The following is an 18,528-nucleotide window of genomic DNA, read 5'->3' as shown; positions in this document are numbered from 1 at the left end:
CCTTCGCGCGACCGCTCAGGCGAGGCGGACCACGGCCCGGCTCATGCCGAGGACCTTCTGGCCGGCGCTGGTCGCCGTCAGGTCGACGCGGACGAGGTTGTCGTCCAGCTTGGCGCCGACCTTCGCGGTGACCTCGATCACGGCGCCGACGCCGTCGTTCGGGACGACGACCGGCTTGGTGAAGCGGACGCCGTACTCGACGACGGCGGCGGGGTCGCCGGCCCAGTCGGTGACGACGCGGATCGCCTCGGCCATGGTGAACATGCCGTGGGCGATGACGTCCGGGAGGCCGACCTCGACCGCGAACTTCTCGTTCCAGTGGATCGGGTTGAAGTCCCCGGAGGCGCCCGCGTACTGGACGAGGGTGGCGCGGGTCACGGGGAAGGTCTGCGCGGGCAGCTCGGTGCCGGCCTCGACCTCGGCGTAGGCGATCTTCGCGGTCATGGTCAGGCCTCCTCGGGGGCGCGGGAGACGAGCTTGGTCCAGGCGGTGACGACGTGCTCGCCGGTCTCGTCGTGGACCTCGCCGCGGATGTCCAGGATGTCGTTGCCGGCCAGCGACTTGATGGCCTCGATGGTGGAGGTGACCGCGAGGCGGTCGCCGGCGCGGACGGGCCGGGTGTAGGCGAACTTCTGGTCGCCGTGGACGACGCGGCTGTAGTCGAGGCCGAGCTGCGGGTCCTCGATCACCTGCCCGGCGGCCTTGAACGTGATGGCGAACACGAAGGTCGGCGGGGCGATCACATCGGGGTGGCCGAGTTCCTTCGCCGCCTCGGCGTCGGTGTACGCGGGATTCGTGTCAGCGATCGCCTCGGCGAATTCGCGGATCTTCTCCCGGCCGACCTCGTAGGGCGCGGTGGGCGGATAGGTCCGGCCCACGAAGGACTGGTCGAGCGCCATGGCCTCGATACCTCCTGCTGAATCTGATGCGTGAAACGCCACGAGGCCGCCCCCAGGTGGGGGCGGCCTCGTGAACGAGCCTGATTAGCGCGTCTCGCGGTGCGCGGTGTGCGAGTTGCAGCGGGGGCAGTGCTTCTTCATCTCAAGACGGTCCGGGTTGTTGCGCCGGTTCTTCTTGGTGATGTAGTTCCGCTCCTTGCACTCCACGCAGGCCAGCGTGATCTTCGGGCGGACGTCGGTGGCAGCCACGTGAGTGCTCCTTGACGGACGGATGGATGGACTGGCGGCGACCCCAGGTCAGAGACTTGAGGCGCACAAAAAGAGTAGCCGATCGCAGGACCGACCCCACAATCGGCTACCGTGTGTAGCGGTGACCGGACTTGAACCGGTGACACAGCGATTATGAGCCGCTTGCTCTACCGACTGAGCTACACCGCTTTGATGTCGGTAGCCCCGCCCGAAGGCGGGATTCCCTACACCAGAGCCCCAATACGGAATCGAACCGTAGACCTTCTCCTTACCATGGAGACGCTCTGCCGACTGAGCTATTGGGGCGAGCGAGGAAGACATTACACGGTCCGCGGCCCATCGCCCAAATCCGTTCTGGCGTGGCCCCGGGCCGGGCGCCCGGCCCGCCCCGTACGCCACTCGTGGACTCATCGGTACGACTATTGCGCTCCTCCTCGAAGGCGCGGCCGGCCGCCCCTAGGCTCTGCCCCACGCTGCGTGATCTCGATCTTGGTGACTGGTGAGGAGCCCGATGTCGGCCGACAGCAAGCAGCCCCGTCAGCCCTCCGACGACGGGGGCGGCGCGGCCACCGAGGACGCGAACGCGCTCCTGCTGTCGAACGCGCGGCTGACCGACGGACGGACCGTGGACGTGCGGCTGGTGCGGGGCCGGATCGAGGCCGTCGGCACCGCCGGGAGCCTCACCACGCTCGGCGCCCGGGTGGACCTGACCGGCCATCTGCTGCTGCCGGCCCCCGCGGAGCCGCACGCCCACGCCGACACCGCGCTCTCCGCCGCCACCCCCGGCCCGGTCTCGTACGCCCCCGAGGAGGTGCAGCGGCGGGCCACCGAGGCGGCGCTGCTCCAGCTCGGGCACGGGGCGACCGCGCTGCGGGCCCACGTCCGGATCGGTGACGTGCACGCGCTCGGCCCGCTGGAGGCGGTCCTCCAGGCCCGGCGCTCGCTGCGCGGCCTGGCGGACCTGACGGCCGTGGCGGTGCCCCGGCTGCTGACCGGGGCGGCGGGCGCGGACGGTCTGGCGATGCTCCGGGACGCGGTGAAGATGGGCGCCGCGGTGGTGGGCGGCTGCCCGGACCTGGACCCGGACCCGGCGGGGTACGTGGAGGCGGTCCTGGAGGTCGCAGCCGAGCACGGGGTGCCGGTGGACCTGCACACGGACGGGGACGACCCGGCCCGGCTCGCGCGGTTCGCGGCGATGGCCGGCGGGCTGCGGCCGGGGGTGGCGATCGGGCCGTGCGCGGGGCTCGCGCGGCTGCCGGAGGACGTGGCGGGCCGGACGGCGGACCGCCTGGCCGCGGCGGGGGTGACGGTGGTCTGCCTGCCGCAGGGCGGCTGCGCGGGCACCGAGCGGCGGGGCACGGCCCCGGTGCGGCTGCTGCGGTCGGCGGGAGTGCGGCTGGCGGCCGGCGGCGGCTCGCTGCGGGACACGGCGAACCCGGTGGGGCGCGGGGACCCGCTGGAGGCGGCCTTCCTGCTGGCCTCCCTCGACGGGCTGTCGCCGGAGGAGGCGTACGGGGCGGTGAGCGCCGGCGCGCGGGAGGCGATGGGACTGCCGGAGGTGCGGGTGGAGGCCGGCTTCCCCGCGGAGCTGGTGGCGGTGCGGGGCGAGCGGCTCGCGGGCGTGCTGTCGCTGGCGTACAGCCGGATCGTGGTGCACCGGGGGCGGGTGGTGGCGCGGACGAGCGCGGTGCGGGAGTACTGCGACTCGGCGGCGGCGCTGGACCTGCCGCGACAGGCGGGCCGGCCGGATCCGGGAGGCCCGGCGGCCCGCTGAGCCGTACGGTCGGGGTATGCGCATCGTCATCGCTGGAGGACACGGTCGGATCGCCCTGCGCCTGGAGCGGCTGCTCTCGGCGGGCGGACACGAGGCGGTCGGGATCATCCGCCGCCCGGAGCAGGCGGAGGACCTGCGGACGGCGGGCGCCGAGCCCGTCGTGCTGGATCTGGAGTCGGCGTCCGTGGAGGAGGTCGCGGAGGTCCTGAAGGGCGCGGACGCGGCCGTCTTCGCGGCGGGCGCGGGCCCGGGCAGCGGCGTCGCCCGCAAGGAGACGGTGGACCGCGACGCCGCCGTCCTGCTGGCGGACGCGGCGGAGCGGGCGGGCGTCCGCCGCTTCCTCGTCGTCTCGTCGATGGGCGCGGACGCGTCCCACGCGGGCGACGAGGTCTTCGACGCCTATCTGCGGGCCAAGGGGGCGGCGGACGACGCGGTCCGCTCCCGTCCGGGCCTGGAGTGGACGGTCCTGCGCCCCGGCATGCTGACGGACGACGCGGGCAAGGGCCTGGTCCGCCTGGAGGCCCGGACGGGCCGCGGCCCGATCCCCCGCGACGACGTGGCCGCGGTCCTCGCCGAACTGGTCGAGACCCCCGCGACGGCCGGCCTGACCCTGGAACTGGTCACGGGCCCGACCCCGGTCACGGTCGCCGTGAAGGACGTCGCCGGCAACTGACCCCGGGCCCCGGCCCCCCACCCCCGGAAACGAGTGAAGGTCCCCGGTGAGAACACCGGGGACCTTCTTCACGTGGCGACGCCAGGATTCGAACCTGGGTAGGCTAAGCCGACGGATTTACAGTCCGCTCCCATTGGCCGCTCGGGCACATCGCCATGGGTTCGCTGCCCTGGTTCCCCGCTGTTCTGCGGTGTTCCCTGGCAACGACGTAAACAATACCTGATCCCCGGGGGTGGTTCGCCACCGGGTTGATCGGCGGGTGATCAGAGGTTCGGGCCGTTGCTCACCCCCTAGGCTTTGGGGGTACCCCACAGCATCCGAGCAAGGAGCCACGAGTCATGGCCGACTCCAGTTTCGACATCGTCTCCAAGGTCGAGCGGCAGGAGGTCGACAACGCCCTCAACCAGGCCGTGAAGGAGATCTCGCAGCGCTACGACTTCAAGGGAACCAACGCCTCGATCTCCTGGTCGGGCGAGAAGATCCTGATGCAGGCGAACGGCGAGGAGCGCGTGATGGCGATCCTCGACATCTTCCAGACCAAGCTGATCAAGCGCGGGATCTCGCTGAAGTCGCTGGACGTCGAGGGTGAGCCGCAGCTGTCCGGCAAGGAGTACAAGCTCTTCGCGTCGGTCACCGAGGGCATCTCGCAGGAGAATGCCAAGAAGGTCGCGAAGACCATCCGGGACGAGGGCCCCAAGGGCGTCAAGGCGCAGGTCCAGGGCGACGAGCTGCGGGTCAGCTCGAAGAGCCGGGACGACCTGCAGGCCGTGCAGGCGCTGCTCAAGGGCAAGGACTTCGACTTCGCGATCCAGTTCGTGAACTACCGGTAGTTCCGTGTCCGAAAGCCGCCGGTCCTCGGGCCGGCGGGGCTCGCACACTGGAGTCATGGACGACATCACCGTGTACGCGTACGCCGACGGCCCCCTGGGCGAGATGCTGCTGACCGGGCGGGTCTCGACGGGGGGCCGCGCCGTGCTGCGGTCGCTCTCGCTGCCCGGGCAGAAGGGGGCCCTGGCGGTCGAGGACGGCTGGGTGCGCGACCAGGGGGCCTTCGCGGAGGTCCTGGCGCAGCTGGAGGAGTACTTCGGCGGGCGGCGGGAGCGGTTCGACGTGCCGCTCGCCGGGGACGCCGGGACGGAGTTCCAGCGGCGGGTGTGGGCGGCCCTGGAGGAGATCCCGTACGGGACGACCGTCAGCTACGCGGAGATCGGGCGGCGGGTCGGGGCGGGCGGGGCCGGGGTGCGGGCGGTGGGGACGGCGATCGGGCGCAATCCGCTGCTCGTGGTGCGGCCCTGCCACCGGGTGATCGGCGCGGACGGGAGTCTGCGCGGGTACGCCGCCGGGCTCGACCGGAAGCGGTCGCTGCTGGATCTGGAGGGAGCCCTCGCGTGACCGAGGGGCTGTTCCCGCGCGAGCGGGCCGAGCCGGCGCCCGGGGCGGTGCACGTGCCGGGGTGGCTGCCGTCCGAACGGCAGCGGGAACTGGTCGCGGCCTGCCGGGAGTTCGGGCGCGGGCCGCTGGCGTACCGGCAGACCGTGCTGCCCGGCGGGGGCGTGATGTCGGTGCGTTCGCTCTGTCTGGGCCGGCAGTGGGTCCCGTACCGGTATCTCGACTCCGTCGCCGTGGAACTGCCCGGCTGGCTGGTCGCGTTGGGGCGGGCGGCGGTCGCCGAGGCGTACGGGGAGGACGGCGGTTTCGCGCCCGACACCGCGCTGGTGAACTTCTACGGGGACGGCGCCCGGATGGGCATGCACCAGGACAAGGAGGAGCGGTCGGGGGCGCCGGTGGTGTCGCTGAGCCTCGGCGACCGGTGCGTCTTCCGGCTGGGCAACGCCGAGGGGCGGGGGCGGCCCTGGAGCGATGTGGAGCTGGCCTCCGGGGACCTGTTCGTCTTCGGCGGGGAGTCGCGGTGGGTGTACCACGGCGTGCCGAGGGTGTTCCCGGGCACGGCCGATCCGTCGCTGGGGCTGTCCGGGCGGCTCAACATCACCCTGCGGGAGACCGGCCGTCCGTGAGCCCGCCGGCGGCCGGGTGTGCGATCGCGAACGGGTGCGGTCAGGCGAGGACGACGTGGACGCCCGCCGCGCCGAGGCCGTCGACCCACTCCTGGAAGGTGGGCGGGCGGGGCTCGGCGAGGAGCGGGGTGACGCCGAGACAGGCGCGGGCGGTGGCCGCGTCCCGCCAGACGAGGGTGCTGCCGGACAGGGCGGGGCCGAGGGTGCGCGGGGTGCCGCCGGGGAAGGCGCGGCCGGGGCCGAGGACGGCCTCGCCGAGGGCGCAGAGGAAGGCGTCGCCGTCGGTGGTCGCGCGCCCGTCCAGCGTGTACGTCTCGCCGGTGACGGCTCTCGGGGTCCGGTGGGCGCGGCGGGCGGCCTGGCGCAGCCACTCGGCGCGGGCGGTGCCGGTGAAGCGGCGCCAGGTGCCTTGGGCGGGCGGCTCGTGGTCGTGGAAGAGGTCCCAGACCTCGCGGTGCTGGTGCGGCAGGAGGCCCGCGCGGGGGAAGGCGACGGTCAGGTCGACGAGCTCGTGGTGGCGGCGGGAGGCGGCGACGGCGGTGACCCGGCCGGCCTCGGCCTCGTACTGGGGGCCGGCCGTGAGATCGAGTATCTGGTAGCGGACGGCCTCGTACTCCGCCGCGCCGGCGGCGAGGGCGTCGCGGAGCGCTCCGCGCGGGGAGCAGCCGAGGAAGGTGACCTGGCCGTGGGTCAGCTCCTCGGGCGGTTCGGGCGAGACGCGGACGAGGTTGCCGCAGGGGACCGCGCCGTGCGTCCCGTGGAGGCGGCGCGGCGGGCCCGCGGACTCGACGGTGACGACGTCGCCGCGGGCGCCGAGGACCCGGACGGCGGTGAGCCGCCAGGCGGTGTCGGGGGTCTCGACGTCGAGGGTACCGAGGGGGGCGGTGCCCTCGACGATCGCCTGGGTGACGGCCCGGGCGAGTTCTCCGCGTGGTTCGCAGCCGCGTAGCTCGTGGCGGACCCGCGGGGGCGGGGCGGGGTCGCCGTAGAGGCCGCGGACGTCGTGGCAGAGGGCGACGGCGTGGAGGCCGGAGAGCAGGGCGTAGCGGGGTTGGTGCACGGGTCAGAAGCCGGGGTGGCGGTACTGCTGCTGCGGGGTCGTCGGGGCGCCGTGGCCGTACGCCTGGTCGGTGGGGACGATGTCCTTGCCGAGCGGCAGCAGCGAGACGGGGATGAGCTTGAAGTTCGCGATGCCGAGCGGGATGCCGATGATCGTGATGCAGAGCGCGATGCCGGTGACGATGTGGCCGATGGTGAGCCACCAGCCGGCGAGGATCAGCCACAGGACGTTGCCGACGCAGGAGGCGGCGCCGGCGCCGGGCTTGTCGACGACGGTGCGGCCGAAGGGCCAGAGGGCGTAGAGGCCGATCCGGAAGGCCGCGAGGCCGAAGGGGATGCCGATGATGGTGATGCAGAGCAGCACTCCGGCGAGGAGGTAGGCGAGGAACAGCCAGAAGCCGGAGAGGACGAGCCATATGACGTTGAGGACGGTCTTCACGGTCGGCGACCTGCCATCTCTTCGAGGCGAGCGATCCGCTCGGCCATGGGCGGGTGGGTCGAGAACATCTTGGAGAGTCCCTTGCCCGGGCGGAAGGGGTTCGCGATCATCATGTGGCTCGCGGTCTCGATCCGCGGCTCGGGCGGCAGCGGGAGCTGTTTGGTGCCCGCTTCGAGCTTCCTGAGGGCGCTGGCGAGGGCGAGCGGGTCGCCGGTGAGCTGGGACCCGGAGGCGTCGGCCTCGTACTCGCGGGAGCGGGAGATGGCGAGCTGGATGATCGAGGCGGCGATGGGGCCGAGGATGATGATCATCAGGTAGCCGAGGAGGCCGGGTCCGTCGTCGTCGCTGGAGCGGCCGACGGGGATCAGCCAGGCGAAGTTGACGAGGAACATGACCACGGAGGCGAGCGCGCCGGCGACCGAGGAGATGAGGATGTCCCGGTTGTAGACGTGGCTGAGCTCGTGGCCGATGACTCCCCGGAGCTCGCGCTCGTCGAGGATGGCGAGGATGCCCTCGGTGCAGCAGACGGCCGCGTTGCGCGGGTTGCGGCCGGTGGCGAAGGCGTTGGGCGCCTGCGTCGGGGAGATGTAGAGGCGGGGCATCGGCTGGCGCGCCTGGGTGGAGAGCTCCCGGACCATCCTGTAGAGGGCGGGGGCCTCGAATTCGCTGACGGGGCGGGCGCGCATGGCGCGCAGGGCCAGCTTGTCGCTGTTCCAGTACGCGTACGCGTTGGTGCCGATCGCGACGACGAGTCCGACGATCAGGCCCGTACGGCCGAAGAAACTGCCGATGACGATGATGAGGGCGGAGAGCCCTCCGAGGAGTACGGCGGTCCTCAGCCCGTTGTGCCGGCGGTGCACGGTACGCCCTCCAAGTGGTGCGGCAGGGGAACCCTTTGCTTCGTGGTCCACGCGTCCAGTGGACCCTCACGTACTGGTCAACGCCAGGCGAGAGGCTGCGGTTCCCCCGGCCGCACCGGGGGCGTATTACGCCGTTCGGGTGATGGTCACCCGGGACACCCGGGGCGGCCGGGACACCCGGGGCAGCCGGGGCGGCCGGGGCGGCCGGGTCACCCGGGGCGATGTCGTCAGCGGGCCGCGGGGACGGAGAGCTTCTCCAGGCCGGCGGCGGTCGGCTCGACCTCGCTGGTGCAGTGGGCGCAGCGGGAGGCGACGGCCGGGATCTCGGTGAAGCAGCGGGGGCAGTCGCGCTTCTCGGCCTTGGGGTCGAGCGCCTCCTCCTTGGCGAACCGCTGCTGGACCTTCGCGAGCGGGGCGACGATCAGGAAGTAGAGGACCGCGGCGGTGATGACGAAGGCGATGGTGGCGGAGATGGCCAGGCCGTAGGGGAAGACGGTCTTGCCGACGTGGAACTGGGCGTCGTTGAAATTGCCCACGGAGCCGGTGGCGAGACCGATGAGCGGGGTGATGAAGGCCTTGCTGAAGCCGGTGACGACGGCGGTGAACGCGGTTCCGACGGCCAGGCCGATGGCCATCGAGATGACGTTCCCGCGGAGTATGAAGTCCTTGAATCCGTTCAGCACGGGGTGTTGCTCCTAGAGGTGGGGTTCCGTGGGGGGCGTGGGGTCAGAAGAGGCCGCCCGTCGCGAAGCGGAGAACGAGCTGCGGGTATCCCGACAGGACGGCTCCGGCGGCGGCGGTCAGCGCGATCGCCAGGGTGACGGGCGCGGGGGCCCGCCGCGGTGTCGTCGGGACGGCGTCCTCCGGCGTGCGGAACAGCAGGGCCGTCCACCGCAGGTAGTACGCGAGGCCGATGACGACGTTGACGCCCATGACCACGGCCAGCCAGCCGAGGCCCGCGTCGACGGCCGACGAGAAGACGGTCACCTTGGCGAAGAGGCCGATGATACCCGGGGGCAAACCGGCCAGATTCAGGAGGAAGAAGGCGAGCGCGAGGGCGGCGGCGGGGCTGGTGGCGTGGAGCCCGGCGTGGTCGGCGATCCGCTTGCCGGGGTGGGCGCGGGCGACGAGGGCGACGACCGCGAAGGCGCCGAGGTTCACGACCGCGTACATGAGGGCGTACGCGACGGTGGCGCCGACCTGGTCGTCGCCGGAGTACGCGGCGGCGGCGATCGGCACCAGGAGGTAGCCGGCCTGGGCGACGGAGGACCAGGCGAGCAGCCGGACGGCGCTCCCCTCGCGCGTGGGGTCCTGCCGGAGGGCGGCGACGTTGCCGGCGGTCATGGTGAGGGCGGCGAGGACGGCGAGGACGGGGCCCCAGATGTCGGCGTGGGAGGGGAAGGCGACGACGGTCACCAGGATGAGGCCGGTGAAGCCGACGGCCTTGCCGACCACGGACAGGTAGGCGGCGACGGGCAGCGGGGCGCCGCTGTAGGTGTCGGGGACCCAGAAGTGGAAGGGGACGGCGGCGACCTTGAAGGCGAAGCCGACGAGGGTGAGGGCGACGCCGGCCTCGGCGAGGGTCTGGAGCTGTCCGGGGACGTCGTCGAGGCGGGCGGCGATCTCGGTGAGGTGGAGGGTGCCGGTGGCGGCGTAGACGAAGCTCACGCCGAGGAGGGTGACGGCCGTGGCGGTCACCGAGGAGAGGAAGAACTTGAGGGCGGCCTCGCTGGAGCGCCGGTCGCCGCGCTTGAGGCCGACGAGCGCGAAGGCGGGCAGCGAGGCGACCTCCAGGGCGACCACGAGGGTGGCGAGGTCGCGGGAGGCGGGCAGCAGGGCGGCGCCGGCGGCGGAGGAGAGCAGCAGGAACCAGTACTCGCCGGCCGGGAGCTTGCCCGCGCGCGTGGCGGGCAGCGAGAGCAGGGCGGTGAGGAGGGCACCGCCGAGCACGAGGAGCTGGATGACCAGGGTGAAGTGGTCGGCGGTGTAGCTGCACCCGGCGGTCTGGGCGTGGCTGTCGGTCCGGGCGGCGGCGGTGAGGCAGAAGGTGGCCCGGTCGCCGGCGCGCAGCGGCAGGAGGAGCGCGAGGGCGGCGGCGAGGCCGGTGATCGAGATCCGTCCGAGGAGCCGCTTGCGTTCGGCGGGGACGAAGAGGTCGGCGACGAGGACGCCGAGCGCGACCAGGGCGGTGAGCGTCGGGGGCGCGATCGTCAGCCAGTCGACGGACTGGACGAGGGAGGCGTCGGCGGTGCTGGCGGACATCACTGGGTGCCTCCCGCGAGGAGCTGCTGGACGGCCGGGTCGGTGAGGCCGAGGAGGACCGCGGGCCAGAGTCCGGCGAGGACGGTGAGGGCGACGAGCGGGGTCCAGGCGGCCAGCTCGTACGGCTGGACGTCGGCGAGCTCCGGTTCGCCGGCCGGGCGGGGGCCGCCCATGCAGACGCGGCGGACGACGATCAGCAGGTACGCGGCGGTGAGCAGGGTGCCGAGGCCGCCGAGGGCCATGAAGACGAGGTACGCGGTGCGGTTCAGGCCCTCGGCCGGGTCGAAGGCGGCGAAGAGGGCGAGCATCTCGCCCCAGAAGCCGGCGAGGCCGGGCAGTCCGAGGGAGGCGACGGCCGCGAAGGCGAGGAGGGCGCCGAGGCGGGGGGCGCGGCCGTAGAGGGCGGCGCCGGTGGCCCCGGCGAGGGTGTCGAGGTCGGCGGTGCCGTACCGGTCCTTCAGGGCGCCGACGAGGAAGAAGAGCAGGCCGGTGATGAGGCCGTGGGCGATGTTGGCGAAGAGGGCGCCGTTGACCCCGGTGGGGGTCAGGGTGGCGATGCCGAGGAGGACGAAGCCCATGTGGCCGACGGAGGAGTACGCGATCAGCCGCTTGAGGTCGCCCTTGGCGCCGGGCCGCGCCAGGGCGAGGCAGGCGAGGGAGCCGTAGACGATGCCGGCGGCGGCGAAGGCGGCCAGGTAGGGGGCGAGGGTGTGCATGCCGTCGGGGGCGATCGGGAGGGCGATGCGGACGAAGCCGTACGTGCCCATCTTCAGGAGCACGCCGGCGAGGAGGACCGAGCCGACGGTGGGGGCGGCGGTGTGGGCGTCCGGCAGCCAGGAGTGCAGCGGCCACATCGGGGTCTTCACGGCGAGCCCGACGCCGATCGCGAGTACGGCGGTGACCTGCACCGACGTGGTCAGTCCACGGCCGTTGTCGGTGGCGAGCGCCACCATGTCGAAGGTGCCCGCCTCGACCCCGATCAGGAGCAGGCCGAGCAGCATGATCACGGAGCCGAGCAGGGTGTAGAGGATGAACTTCCCGGCGGCGGCCCGCCGGCCCTCGCCGCCCCAGCGGGCGATGAGGAAGTACATCGGGACGAGGACCATCTCGAAGGCGAGGAAGAAGAGGACCAGGTCGAGGACGGCGAAGGTGGCGAGGGTGCCGGCCTCCAGGACGAGCAGCAGCGCGACGAACGCCTTCGGGGACGGGCCCGCGGGCGGCTTGAAGAAGGAGTACAGCGCGCAGAGGAAGGTCAGCAGCGCCGTCAGCACCAGGAGCGGGAGCGAGATGCCGTCGACACCGAGGTGGATCCGCACGTCCAGTGCCCTGATCCAGCTGATGTCCGTGGTGGCCTGCATCCTCGACGGGTCGTCGTGGTCGAAGCCGAGGGTCAGGGCGAGCGCGGCGAGCAGGATCACGCCGGTGACGGTGACGCCGTGGCGGAGCACGGCCTGCTCGGGCGACTTCCCCTTCAGTCCTGGCGGGGCGGGCAGGAGCGCGGCGACGGCGCCGAGGAGGGGCGCCGCGACGATGAGCACGAGAAGGAACTGCATCACGGATTCGCTGATATCGATCACGGCTCACGCTCCGGCGAAGGCGTTGGCGACGGCGACGGCGACGATCGCCAGGAGGACGGAGCCGGCGAGCAGGGCACTGAGGTAGGTCTGCAGGTTGCCGGTCTGGGCGCGGCGGACGAGCCATCCGAGGCCCTTGGCGGAGCCGGCGGCGCCGCTCACGTAGGTGTCGACGACCTCGCGGTCCAGGAAGCGGACCAGGGAGGCGGCGCCGAGCACGGGGCGGACGAAGACCTTCCGGTACAGGGCGTCCAGGTGGAAGCCGTCGGCGGCCGGACCGTGCAGCGGGCCGAGGAGGGCGCGGCCGGGGTCGGCCGGGTCCCGCGCGGGGTGCGGCAGGTGCAGCGCCTCGGCCTCGACCAGACCGGCGTCGGCGTCCGGGTGGGCGACGTGCGGGGTCGGGACGGCGGGTACGGCCCGGGCGGCGAGGGTGCGCCAGACGGCGTAGGTGACGGCGCCGCCCGCGACGGCGAGACCGGTGCCGAGGACGGCGGTGGTGAGGGTCGGGGTGAGGGCCTCGCCGTCGAACCAGTCGTCGAGGTACACGGCGCTCAGCCCGAAGCCGAGGGACGGGATCGCGAGGACCCACAGGACGGAGGTCATGGCGATCGGCTGCCGGCCGTGACGCGGGGCCTCGGGGCCGTGGCCGCGGAAGGCGCGGAGCCAGAGGCGCAGCGCGTACGCGGCGGTGAGGAGGGCGGTCAGCAGGCCCGCGACGAGGATCGTCCAGCCGGCCCCGGCGGGGGCGGTGGTCCGGTCGCCGAGCGCGGTGTGCTCGGCGGCGACGAGGACAGCCTCCTTGGAGAAGAAGCCGGCGAAGGGCGGGATCGCGGCGAGCGCGAGGAGGGCGACGGTCATCGTCCAGTACGCGTCGGGGATCCGCTTCGCCAGGCCTCCCATCCGGGACATGGCGGTCAGGGAGTTGGTGCCGGCGGCGTGGATGACCGCGCCGGCGGCGAGGAAGAGCAGCGCCTTGAAGGCGGCGTGCGAGAGGAGGTGGAAGACGGCGGCGCCCCGGTCGCCGACGGCGAGCGCGCCGGCCATGTAGCCGAGCTGGCCGATCGTCGAGTAGGCGAGGACCCGCTTGATGTCGTCCTGGGCGAGCGCGGCGAGCGCCGAGCCGACCATGGTGACCGCGGCCATCACGGCGAGCACGGTCATCGCGGCGGCGGACGCGGCGAAGACCGGGAGGAGCCGGGCGACGAAGTAGATGCCGGCGGCGACCATGGTGGCCGCGTGGATGAGCGCGGACACCGGCGTCGGGCCGGCCATGGCGTCCGGGAGCCAGGTGTGCAGCGGGAACTGCGCGGACTTCCCGGCGACGCCGGCGAGCAGCAGCAGCGCCACCAGGGTCGGGTGGTCGAGGCCGCCGGACGCGACGGTGGAGAGGATGCCGTCGATGCGGAAGGTGCCGGCGTCGGTGGCGAGGGCGAAGAGCCCGAAGAGGAAGGGGACGTCGCCGAGCTTGGTGACGAGGAAGGCCTTCAGGGAGGCGGAGCGCGCCTCGGGGGTCTCCCAGTAGTGCCCGACGAGGAAGTACGAGCAGATGCCCATGATCTCCCAGCCGACCAGGAGCACCATCAGGTCGCCGGAGTAGACGACGAGGAGCATCGCGGCGGTGAAGAGGGAGACGAGGGCCGCGTACGAGGGGTAGCGGGGGTCCTCGCGGAGGTAGCCGGTCGAGTAGATCTGCACGCAGCTCGCGACCACGCCGACGAGGACGGCGACGAGCGCGGCGAAGCCGTCGATGTGGAGTCCGAGGGAGATCGGGACGGAGCCGGTGGGGGTGAGCTGGGTGCTCGCCTCGATCACCGTGTTCCCGCCCTGGCGGATCGCCACGAGGACGGCGAGGACGGCGGCTGCGAGGGTCGGGAGCACGGCGAGCGGCCGGACGAAGCCGGGGGCGGCGCGGCCGACGGCGAGCCCGGCGGCGGCGCCGAGGAAGGGCAGGAGGGGGACGAGGACGGCGAGGGTCGTGGTGGTCACGCGGCGGCCTCGGCCTTCTCGTCTGTCTCGTCTGTCTCGTCGGGGCGGTGCGCGGGTTCCGCCGTGTCGCGGAGGCGGTCGACGTCGGAGGTGCCCCGGTTGCGGTACACCATCAGGACGATGGCGAGGCCGATGCCGATCTCGGCGGCGGCGATGGCGATGGTGAAGAGGGTGAGGGCCTGGCCCGCGTGGAGGGCGTCGCGGAGCCAGACGTCGAAGGCGACGAGGTTCAGGTTGACGGCGTTGAGCATCAGCTCGACCGACATCAGGACCAGGATGGCGTTGCGGCGGGCGAGGACGCCGTACAGGCCGACGCAGAAGAGGAGCGCGGCGAGGACGGCGGGGTAGGCGAGGTGCATCAGTCCCGCTCCCCTTCCGGCTTCTTGCGGGACAGGACGATGGCGCCGACCAGCGCGGCGAGCAGGAGCACGGACAGTGCCTCGAAGGGCAGCACCCAGTGCCGGAAGAGGATCTCGCCGGTCACGCCGGTGGAGCCCTGCGCGGGCCCGTCCAGCTCGATCCAGGTCGTGCGGAAGGCGTCGACGACGACCCAGACGAGGGCGGCCGCCGCCGCGAGCGCGACGCCGAGGGCGACCGGCCGGTTGCCCGAGTCGGCGTCCGGGGAGCGCCCGATGGGGGCCTTCGTGAGCATGAGCCCGAAGAGGAGGAGGACGACGACCGAGCCGACGTAGATGAGGACCTGCACCCAGGCGATGAACTCGGCGGTCAGGAGCAGGTACTCCACGGCGAGGCCGCCGAGCGCGACGACGAGCCAGAGCGCGGCGTGCACGAGCTGCTTCGTGGTGACCGAGACGATCGCGGCGCCGAGGGTGACGAGGCCGACGAGGAGGAAGGCGATCTCGACGCCGGAGGGCGAGAGGAAGCCGGGGGCGGTCTGGGCGGCCAGGGTCACTGCGGGCCCTCCTGCTGCTGGGCCGCGGCGGCCTGCGCCGCGGCCTTCTCGGCGGCCTTGCGGGCGGCGGCGATCTCCTTGGGCTCCTCCGCCGCCGGGTCGAGCGCGGGCGGCTCGGGGACGGTCCACATCCACGCGCGGAGCTTGTCCCGCTCGTGGGTGAGCTCGTGGATGTCGGTCTCCGCGTACTCGAACTCCGGCGACCAGAAGAGCGCGTCGAAGGGGCACACCTCGATGCAGATCCCGCAGTACATGCAGAGGGAGAAGTCGATGGCGAAGCGGTCGAGGACGTTCCGGCTGCGCTCGCGGCCGCCGGGGGCGGCGGCCGGGACGGTCTCCTTGTGGGAGTCGATGTAGATGCACCAGTCCGGGCACTCGCGGGCGCACAGCATGCAGACCGTGCAGTTCTCCTCGAAGAGCGCGATCACCCCGCGCGACCGGGGCGGCAGCTCGGGCTGCGCGTCCGGGTACTGCGCGGTGACCGTCTTCCGCGTCATCGTGCGGAGGGTGACGGCGAGGCCCTTGGCGAGGCCGGAGCCGGGGATGTTCGGGGACATTTAGCTGATCGCCACCTTCACGATGCCGGTGAGCGCGATCTGCGCCAGGGCGAGCGGGACCAGGGTCGTCCAGGCCAGCTTCTGGAGCTGGTCCTCGCGCAGGCGCGGGTAGCTCACCCGCAGCCAGATGACGACGAAGGCCAGGACGGCGGTCTTCAGCAGCGTCCAGAGCCAGCCGAGGCCGTCGGCGCCCCAGGGGCCGTGCCAGCCGCCGAGGAAGAGGACGGTGGTGAGGCCGCAGAGGACGACGATGCCGGCGTACTCGGCGAGCAGGAAGAGCGCGAAGCGGAGACCCGTGTACTCGGTGTACGCCCCGAAGATGATCTCCGAGTCGGCGACCGGCATGTCGAACGGCGGGCGCTGGAGCTCGGCGAGTCCCGCGACGAAGAAGACCAGCGCGCCGACGATCTGCCACGGCACCCACCACCACTCGAAGGCGTCGAGGACGCCGGTGAGGGAGACGGTGCCGGCCGCCATCGCGACGGACGCGGCGGCGAGCAGCATCGGCAGCTCGTACGCGAGCAGCTGGGCGGCGGTGCGGAGGCCGCCGAGGAGCGAGAACTTGTTCGCGGACGCCCAGCCGGCCATCAGGCTGCCGAGCACGCCGACGCCCATGACCGCGAGCACGAAGAAGATGCCGGCGTCGACGACCGCGCCGACGGAGCCCGGTGCGACCGGGATCGCGACGAGGACGAGCAGGTACGGGAGGAGGGCGACGGCCGGCGCGAGCTGGAAGACCCGCCGGTCGGCGTCCTTCGGGACCACGTCCTCCTTCTGCGCGAACTTCACGCCGTCGGCGACGAGCTGGGCCCAGCCGTGGAAACCACCGGCGTACATGGGTCCGAGCCGGCCCTGCATGTGGGCCATCACCTTGTGCTCGGTCTGCCCGACGACGAGCGGCAGCACGAGGAACGCGGCGAAGACGAGCAGCAGCCGGACGGCGACGTCGAGTGCGTCGTTCACGCGGGATCGCCTCCGGCGGGGTCGGGGTCGCGGTCGGGGTCTGTTTCGGTGCCAGGGTCAGGGCGGGTGTGGGGGGCAGGGTCAGGGCTGGTGTCGGGGGCAGGGCGGGTGTGGGGGGCCGTGTCGGGGGCCGCGTCGGGGCGCTTGCCGGGGTCGGGGTCGGGGTCGCCTGCGGCGGGCCTGGCCTCCGGGGTCGGTACGGGGGGTTCAGGGGTGTCGTCGTCGAAGGCCGGGCGGGCGTGGTGCCAGGGGGCGTCCGCGCTGCGCGTGCGCGGCGGCGACGCGGGGGCCGTCGGGGTCTCGCCGGACTGCTCCGCCTGCTGGCTCGCGGAGCCCTGCGACGCGCTGCGCGAGCGGCGGGGCGCGGCCGGGGGCGACTGGCTCGCGGAGCCCTCGGACGCCGAGCGGGCGCGGCGGGCCGGAGGGGCTCCGGTCTCCGGGGCCGCCGGAGCCGGGGGCGACTGGCTCGCGGAGCCTTCCGAGGTCGTGCGGGCGCGGCGGGGCGGGGCTTCCTGGGCGGCCGAGCCGTCCGCCGCCGTGCGGGTGCGGCGGGGCCGGTCGGCGGCGGCACCTCGGGCGGGGCGTTCGGGGGCCGGGGGGAGCTGGCCCTTGAGGGGGCCCCATTCGTTGGGGTCGGGGACGCCCGGCGGGAGCATCTGGCGGCGCTTGGGGCCGCCGTCGTGCGACTCGCCCGGCTCCTTCGCGCCCGGCCACGCCTTGGCGACGCGGGCGGCGAGGACGAAGTCCTTGCGGAGCGGGTGGCCCTCGAAGTTCTCGGGGAGGAGCAGCGGCGTGAGGTTCGGGTGGCCCTCGAAGACGACGCCGAACATCTCGTGGGTCTCGCGCTCGTGCCAGGCCGCGCCCGCGTACACGCCGATGGCGGTGGGGAGGGCGGGGGCCGCGTGGGGCACGGTGGTGCGGAGCAGGAGGCGGCGGGGGGCGCCGTCCCCGACGGCGACGACGTGCGCGCAGACGCGGAAGCCCGTGCCGGGCTCGTCCACCGCGCTCAGCCAGTCGAAGTAGGTGCAGCCCAGCTCGTCCCGGGCGGTCCGCAGCGCGTCGAGCCAGTCCGTGACGGGGACGTCGACGGTCAGCAGGTCGTACGCCCGCTCCGCCGCCGCCTCGTCGCCGAACAGGTCCGTCACGGCTTCGGGAAGGGAGTCGTAGCGGTTCATCGGTCGTCGCCTCCCGGCGGCGGGGTGACCAGCGGGCTGGTGAGCTGGGACACGGAGGCCGGGGCCGTGGTGCCGTACCGCTCGGCGAGGTTCTCCCGCGCGATCTTCTCCTGGAGCTTGAGGATGCCTTGGAGGAGCGCCTCGGGGCGGGGCGGGCAGCCGGGGACGTACACGTCGACGGGGATGATCTGGTCGACGCCCTTGGTGACCGAGTACGAGTCCCAGTAGGGGCCGCCGCAGTTCGAGCAGGCGCCGAAGGAGATGACGTACTTCGGCTCGGGCATCTGCTCGTAGAGCCGCTTCACGGCCGGCGCCATCTTGTCCGTGACCGTGCCGGAGACGATCATCAGGTCGGCCTGGCGGGGGCCCGGCGCGAAGGGGATCACGCCGAGGCGGATGAAGTCGTGGCGGGCCATGGACGCGGCGATGAACTCGATCGCGCAGCAGGCGAGGCCGAAGTTGAAGACCCAGAGGCTGTAGCGGCGGCCCCAGTTCAGGACGACCTTCATCGGCTCCGGGGCCAGCCGGGAGAGCGTGCCCAGCTTCGGGGCGGGCAGGGGGACGGCGCTCCCGGCGCCTCCGGAGGCGCCTCCGGAAGGAGTCGTCTCCGGTGTCGCGTCCGGTGTCACGTCCGGTGTTACGTCCATGTCAGGACGCCCTTCTTGTACGCGTAGAGCAGCCCGACGGCGAGGAAGCCGAGGAAGACGAACATCTCGACGAGGGTGGTGGCGCCGTAGCCGGGCGCGGCGAAGACCGTCGCCCACGGGAAGAGGAAGATCGAGTCGACGGCGAAGATCACGTAGAGGAAGGCGTAGACGTAGTAGCGGACCTGGGTGTGGGCCCAGCCCTCCCCCACGGGGTCGACGCCGCATTCGTACGTGAGCAGTTTCTCCGGGGTCGGCACGACGGGCCGGAGCAGCCGCCCGGCGCCGAAGGCGACCGCGACGAAGAGCACGCCGACGACGGCGAGCAGGCCGACGACGGAGTACGTATCGAAGTAGTCCGCCGCGAATACGGTCGGTTCCCGCACGTCCGCCGCCCCTCTAGTCCCTCGCCGCCGTTTTCACGGACGCGAGTCTAGGCCCTGCTAAAAGGAGCGTAAGCAGGTGCGGGTGGGGTTATCCCCCCGG

Annotated in this window: 22 protein-coding genes and 3 tRNA genes; 5 read left to right on the top strand and 20 right to left on the bottom strand. The window is 72.9% G+C overall.

Annotated features, from left to right (window positions below):
• Positions 1-15 precede the first annotated feature (15 nt).
• The 5 genes from ACF1BN_RS19065 to ACF1BN_RS19045 all read right to left on the bottom strand — a co-directional run bounded on the left by ACF1BN_RS19065 (position 16) and on the right by ACF1BN_RS19045 (position 1,454).
• Positions 16-444, bottom strand: a complete 429-nt coding sequence (locus ACF1BN_RS19065; protein ID WP_392332754.1) for a MaoC family dehydratase — start codon at positions 442-444, stop codon at positions 16-18.
• A gap of 2 nt (positions 445-446) precedes the next feature.
• Positions 447-899, bottom strand: a complete 453-nt coding sequence (locus tag ACF1BN_RS19060; protein WP_392332753.1) for a MaoC family dehydratase N-terminal domain-containing protein — start codon at positions 897-899, stop codon at positions 447-449.
• 84 nt (positions 900-983) lie between these two features.
• The gene (rpmG, locus tag ACF1BN_RS19055; protein WP_003956487.1) at positions 984-1,148 is read right to left on the bottom strand and encodes a 50S ribosomal protein L33; all 165 of its coding nucleotides are present in this window, start codon (positions 1,146-1,148) and stop codon (positions 984-986) included.
• Between the two features lie 116 nt (positions 1,149-1,264).
• A tRNA-Met gene (locus tag ACF1BN_RS19050) sits at positions 1,265-1,337 on the bottom strand.
• A 44-nt stretch (positions 1,338-1,381) separates the two neighbouring features.
• Positions 1,382-1,454: transfer RNA gene (locus ACF1BN_RS19045), tRNA-Thr, on the bottom strand.
• Between the two features lie 205 nt (positions 1,455-1,659).
• Here ACF1BN_RS19045 and ACF1BN_RS19040 point away from each other — a divergent pair.
• Positions 1,660-2,922, top strand: coding sequence for an amidohydrolase family protein (locus ACF1BN_RS19040; protein ID WP_392332752.1), 1,263 nt, complete (start codon positions 1,660-1,662; stop codon positions 2,920-2,922).
• Positions 2,923-2,938: 16 nt separating this feature from the next.
• Positions 2,939-3,595, top strand: a complete 657-nt coding sequence (locus tag ACF1BN_RS19035; protein WP_392332751.1) for an NAD(P)H-binding protein — start codon at positions 2,939-2,941, stop codon at positions 3,593-3,595.
• Positions 3,596-3,668: 73 nt separating this feature from the next.
• Here ACF1BN_RS19035 and ACF1BN_RS19030 read toward each other — a convergent pair.
• A tRNA-Tyr gene (locus ACF1BN_RS19030) sits at positions 3,669-3,750 on the bottom strand.
• A gap of 183 nt (positions 3,751-3,933) precedes the next feature.
• Here ACF1BN_RS19030 and ACF1BN_RS19025 point away from each other — a divergent pair.
• Genes ACF1BN_RS19025 through ACF1BN_RS19015 form a run of 3 tightly spaced genes read left to right on the top strand, consistent with a single transcriptional unit; the run spans position 3,934 to position 5,610 of the window.
• On the top strand, positions 3,934-4,425 hold the full coding sequence (locus tag ACF1BN_RS19025; protein WP_043228851.1) for a YajQ family cyclic di-GMP-binding protein: 492 nt from the start codon (positions 3,934-3,936) through the stop codon (positions 4,423-4,425).
• A 55-nt stretch (positions 4,426-4,480) separates the two neighbouring features.
• On the top strand, positions 4,481-4,987 hold the full coding sequence (locus tag ACF1BN_RS19020; protein WP_392332750.1) for a methylated-DNA--[protein]-cysteine S-methyltransferase: 507 nt from the start codon (positions 4,481-4,483) through the stop codon (positions 4,985-4,987).
• Positions 4,984-5,610 (top strand): alpha-ketoglutarate-dependent dioxygenase AlkB family protein, encoded by a 627-nt coding sequence (locus ACF1BN_RS19015; protein WP_392332749.1) that lies wholly within the window; start codon positions 4,984-4,986, stop codon positions 5,608-5,610. Before ACF1BN_RS19020 ends, ACF1BN_RS19015 begins: the two co-directional genes overlap by 4 nt.
• Positions 5,611-5,650: 40 nt before the next feature.
• Here the strand turns inward: ACF1BN_RS19015 and ACF1BN_RS19010 are convergent, their stop codons facing one another.
• The 14 genes from ACF1BN_RS19010 to ACF1BN_RS18945 all read right to left on the bottom strand — a co-directional run bounded on the left by ACF1BN_RS19010 (position 5,651) and on the right by ACF1BN_RS18945 (position 18,428).
• Entirely contained in the window at positions 5,651-6,670 is a 1,020-nt protein-coding gene (locus ACF1BN_RS19010; protein WP_392332748.1) for a hypothetical protein, read from the bottom strand.
• Between the two features lie 3 nt (positions 6,671-6,673).
• The gene (locus ACF1BN_RS19005) at positions 6,674-7,108 is read right to left on the bottom strand and encodes a YccF domain-containing protein (protein WP_392332747.1); all 435 of its coding nucleotides are present in this window, start codon (positions 7,106-7,108) and stop codon (positions 6,674-6,676) included.
• Positions 7,105-7,968 (bottom strand): zinc metalloprotease HtpX, encoded by an 864-nt coding sequence (gene htpX / locus ACF1BN_RS19000; protein WP_392332918.1) that lies wholly within the window; start codon positions 7,966-7,968, stop codon positions 7,105-7,107. The genes ACF1BN_RS19005 and htpX overlap by 4 nt, the downstream gene beginning before the upstream one ends.
• Positions 7,969-8,195: 227 nt before the next feature.
• Positions 8,196-8,651, bottom strand: a complete 456-nt coding sequence (gene mscL, locus ACF1BN_RS18995; protein ID WP_392332746.1) for a large conductance mechanosensitive channel protein MscL — start codon at positions 8,649-8,651, stop codon at positions 8,196-8,198.
• Positions 8,652-8,694: 43 nt separating this feature from the next.
• Positions 8,695-10,230 carry an NADH-quinone oxidoreductase subunit N gene (locus ACF1BN_RS18990; protein WP_392332745.1) on the bottom strand — a complete coding sequence of 512 codons (1,536 nt, stop codon included), beginning with the start codon at positions 10,228-10,230 and terminating at the stop codon, positions 8,695-8,697.
• Entirely contained in the window at positions 10,230-11,783 is a 1,554-nt protein-coding gene (locus tag ACF1BN_RS18985) for a NuoM family protein (RefSeq protein WP_392332917.1), read from the bottom strand. Before ACF1BN_RS18985 ends, ACF1BN_RS18990 begins: the two co-directional genes overlap by 1 nt.
• A 27-nt stretch (positions 11,784-11,810) precedes the next feature.
• Complete coding sequence (locus tag ACF1BN_RS18980; RefSeq protein ID WP_392332744.1) at positions 11,811-13,790, bottom strand: NADH-quinone oxidoreductase subunit L; 1,980 nt, start codon at positions 13,788-13,790, stop codon at positions 11,811-11,813.
• Positions 13,787-14,149, bottom strand: a complete 363-nt coding sequence (nuoK, locus tag ACF1BN_RS18975; RefSeq protein ID WP_392332743.1) for an NADH-quinone oxidoreductase subunit NuoK — start codon at positions 14,147-14,149, stop codon at positions 13,787-13,789. The genes ACF1BN_RS18980 and nuoK overlap by 4 nt, the downstream gene beginning before the upstream one ends.
• Positions 14,149-14,703 carry an NADH-quinone oxidoreductase subunit J gene (locus tag ACF1BN_RS18970; protein WP_392332742.1) on the bottom strand — a complete coding sequence of 185 codons (555 nt, stop codon included), beginning with the start codon at positions 14,701-14,703 and terminating at the stop codon, positions 14,149-14,151. The genes nuoK and ACF1BN_RS18970 overlap by 1 nt, the downstream gene beginning before the upstream one ends.
• The gene (locus ACF1BN_RS18965) at positions 14,700-15,260 is read right to left on the bottom strand and encodes a NuoI/complex I 23 kDa subunit family protein (protein WP_392332741.1); all 561 of its coding nucleotides are present in this window, start codon (positions 15,258-15,260) and stop codon (positions 14,700-14,702) included. Before ACF1BN_RS18965 ends, ACF1BN_RS18970 begins: the two co-directional genes overlap by 4 nt.
• On the bottom strand, positions 15,261-16,223 hold the full coding sequence (locus ACF1BN_RS18960) for a complex I subunit 1 family protein (protein WP_360309098.1): 963 nt from the start codon (positions 16,221-16,223) through the stop codon (positions 15,261-15,263).
• Positions 16,220-17,398 (bottom strand): NADH-quinone oxidoreductase subunit C, encoded by a 1,179-nt coding sequence (locus ACF1BN_RS18955; RefSeq protein ID WP_392332740.1) that lies wholly within the window; start codon positions 17,396-17,398, stop codon positions 16,220-16,222. The genes ACF1BN_RS18960 and ACF1BN_RS18955 overlap by 4 nt, the downstream gene beginning before the upstream one ends.
• Positions 17,395-18,045 (bottom strand): NADH-quinone oxidoreductase subunit B, encoded by a 651-nt coding sequence (locus tag ACF1BN_RS18950; RefSeq protein WP_392332739.1) that lies wholly within the window; start codon positions 18,043-18,045, stop codon positions 17,395-17,397. The genes ACF1BN_RS18955 and ACF1BN_RS18950 overlap by 4 nt, the downstream gene beginning before the upstream one ends.
• Positions 18,036-18,428 (bottom strand): NADH-quinone oxidoreductase subunit A, encoded by a 393-nt coding sequence (locus ACF1BN_RS18945; RefSeq protein WP_376600847.1) that lies wholly within the window; start codon positions 18,426-18,428, stop codon positions 18,036-18,038. The genes ACF1BN_RS18950 and ACF1BN_RS18945 overlap by 10 nt, the downstream gene beginning before the upstream one ends.
• Between the last annotated feature and the right edge of the window lie 100 nt (positions 18,429-18,528).

The organism is Streptomyces sp. NPDC014861 (assembly GCF_043081625.1).
Classification (GTDB): Bacteria; Actinomycetota; Actinomycetes; order Streptomycetales; family Streptomycetaceae; genus Streptomyces.
This window is presented reverse-complemented; position numbering and strand designations above follow the sequence as displayed.

Bases quoted from the DNA above. Each gene is read 5' to 3' on its own strand.
- ACF1BN_RS19065 (WP_392332754.1), bottom strand. From the start codon at position 444: ATGACCGCGAAGATCGCCTACGCCGAGGTCGAGGCCGGCACCGAGCTG.
- ACF1BN_RS19060 (WP_392332753.1), bottom strand. From the start codon at position 899: ATGGCGCTCGACCAGTCCTTCGTGGGCCGGACCTATCCGCCCACCGCG.
- ACF1BN_RS19040 (WP_392332752.1), top strand. From the start codon at position 1,660: ATGTCGGCCGACAGCAAGCAGCCCCGTCAGCCCTCCGACGACGGGGGC.
- ACF1BN_RS19035 (WP_392332751.1), top strand. From the start codon at position 2,939: ATGCGCATCGTCATCGCTGGAGGACACGGTCGGATCGCCCTGCGCCTG.
- ACF1BN_RS19025 (WP_043228851.1), top strand. From the start codon at position 3,934: ATGGCCGACTCCAGTTTCGACATCGTCTCCAAGGTCGAGCGGCAGGAG.
- ACF1BN_RS19020 (WP_392332750.1), top strand. From the start codon at position 4,481: ATGGACGACATCACCGTGTACGCGTACGCCGACGGCCCCCTGGGCGAG.
- ACF1BN_RS18990 (WP_392332745.1), bottom strand. From the start codon at position 10,230: ATGTCCGCCAGCACCGCCGACGCCTCCCTCGTCCAGTCCGTCGACTGG.
- ACF1BN_RS18985 (WP_392332917.1), bottom strand. From the start codon at position 11,783: ATGCAGTTCCTTCTCGTGCTCATCGTCGCGGCGCCCCTCCTCGGCGCC.
- nuoK (WP_392332743.1), bottom strand. From the start codon at position 14,149: ATGCACCTCGCCTACCCCGCCGTCCTCGCCGCGCTCCTCTTCTGCGTC.
- ACF1BN_RS18965 (WP_392332741.1), bottom strand. From the start codon at position 15,260: ATGTCCCCGAACATCCCCGGCTCCGGCCTCGCCAAGGGCCTCGCCGTC.
- ACF1BN_RS18955 (WP_392332740.1), bottom strand. From the start codon at position 17,398: ATGAACCGCTACGACTCCCTTCCCGAAGCCGTGACGGACCTGTTCGGC.
- ACF1BN_RS18950 (WP_392332739.1), bottom strand. From the start codon at position 18,045: ATGGACGTAACACCGGACGTGACACCGGACGCGACACCGGAGACGACT.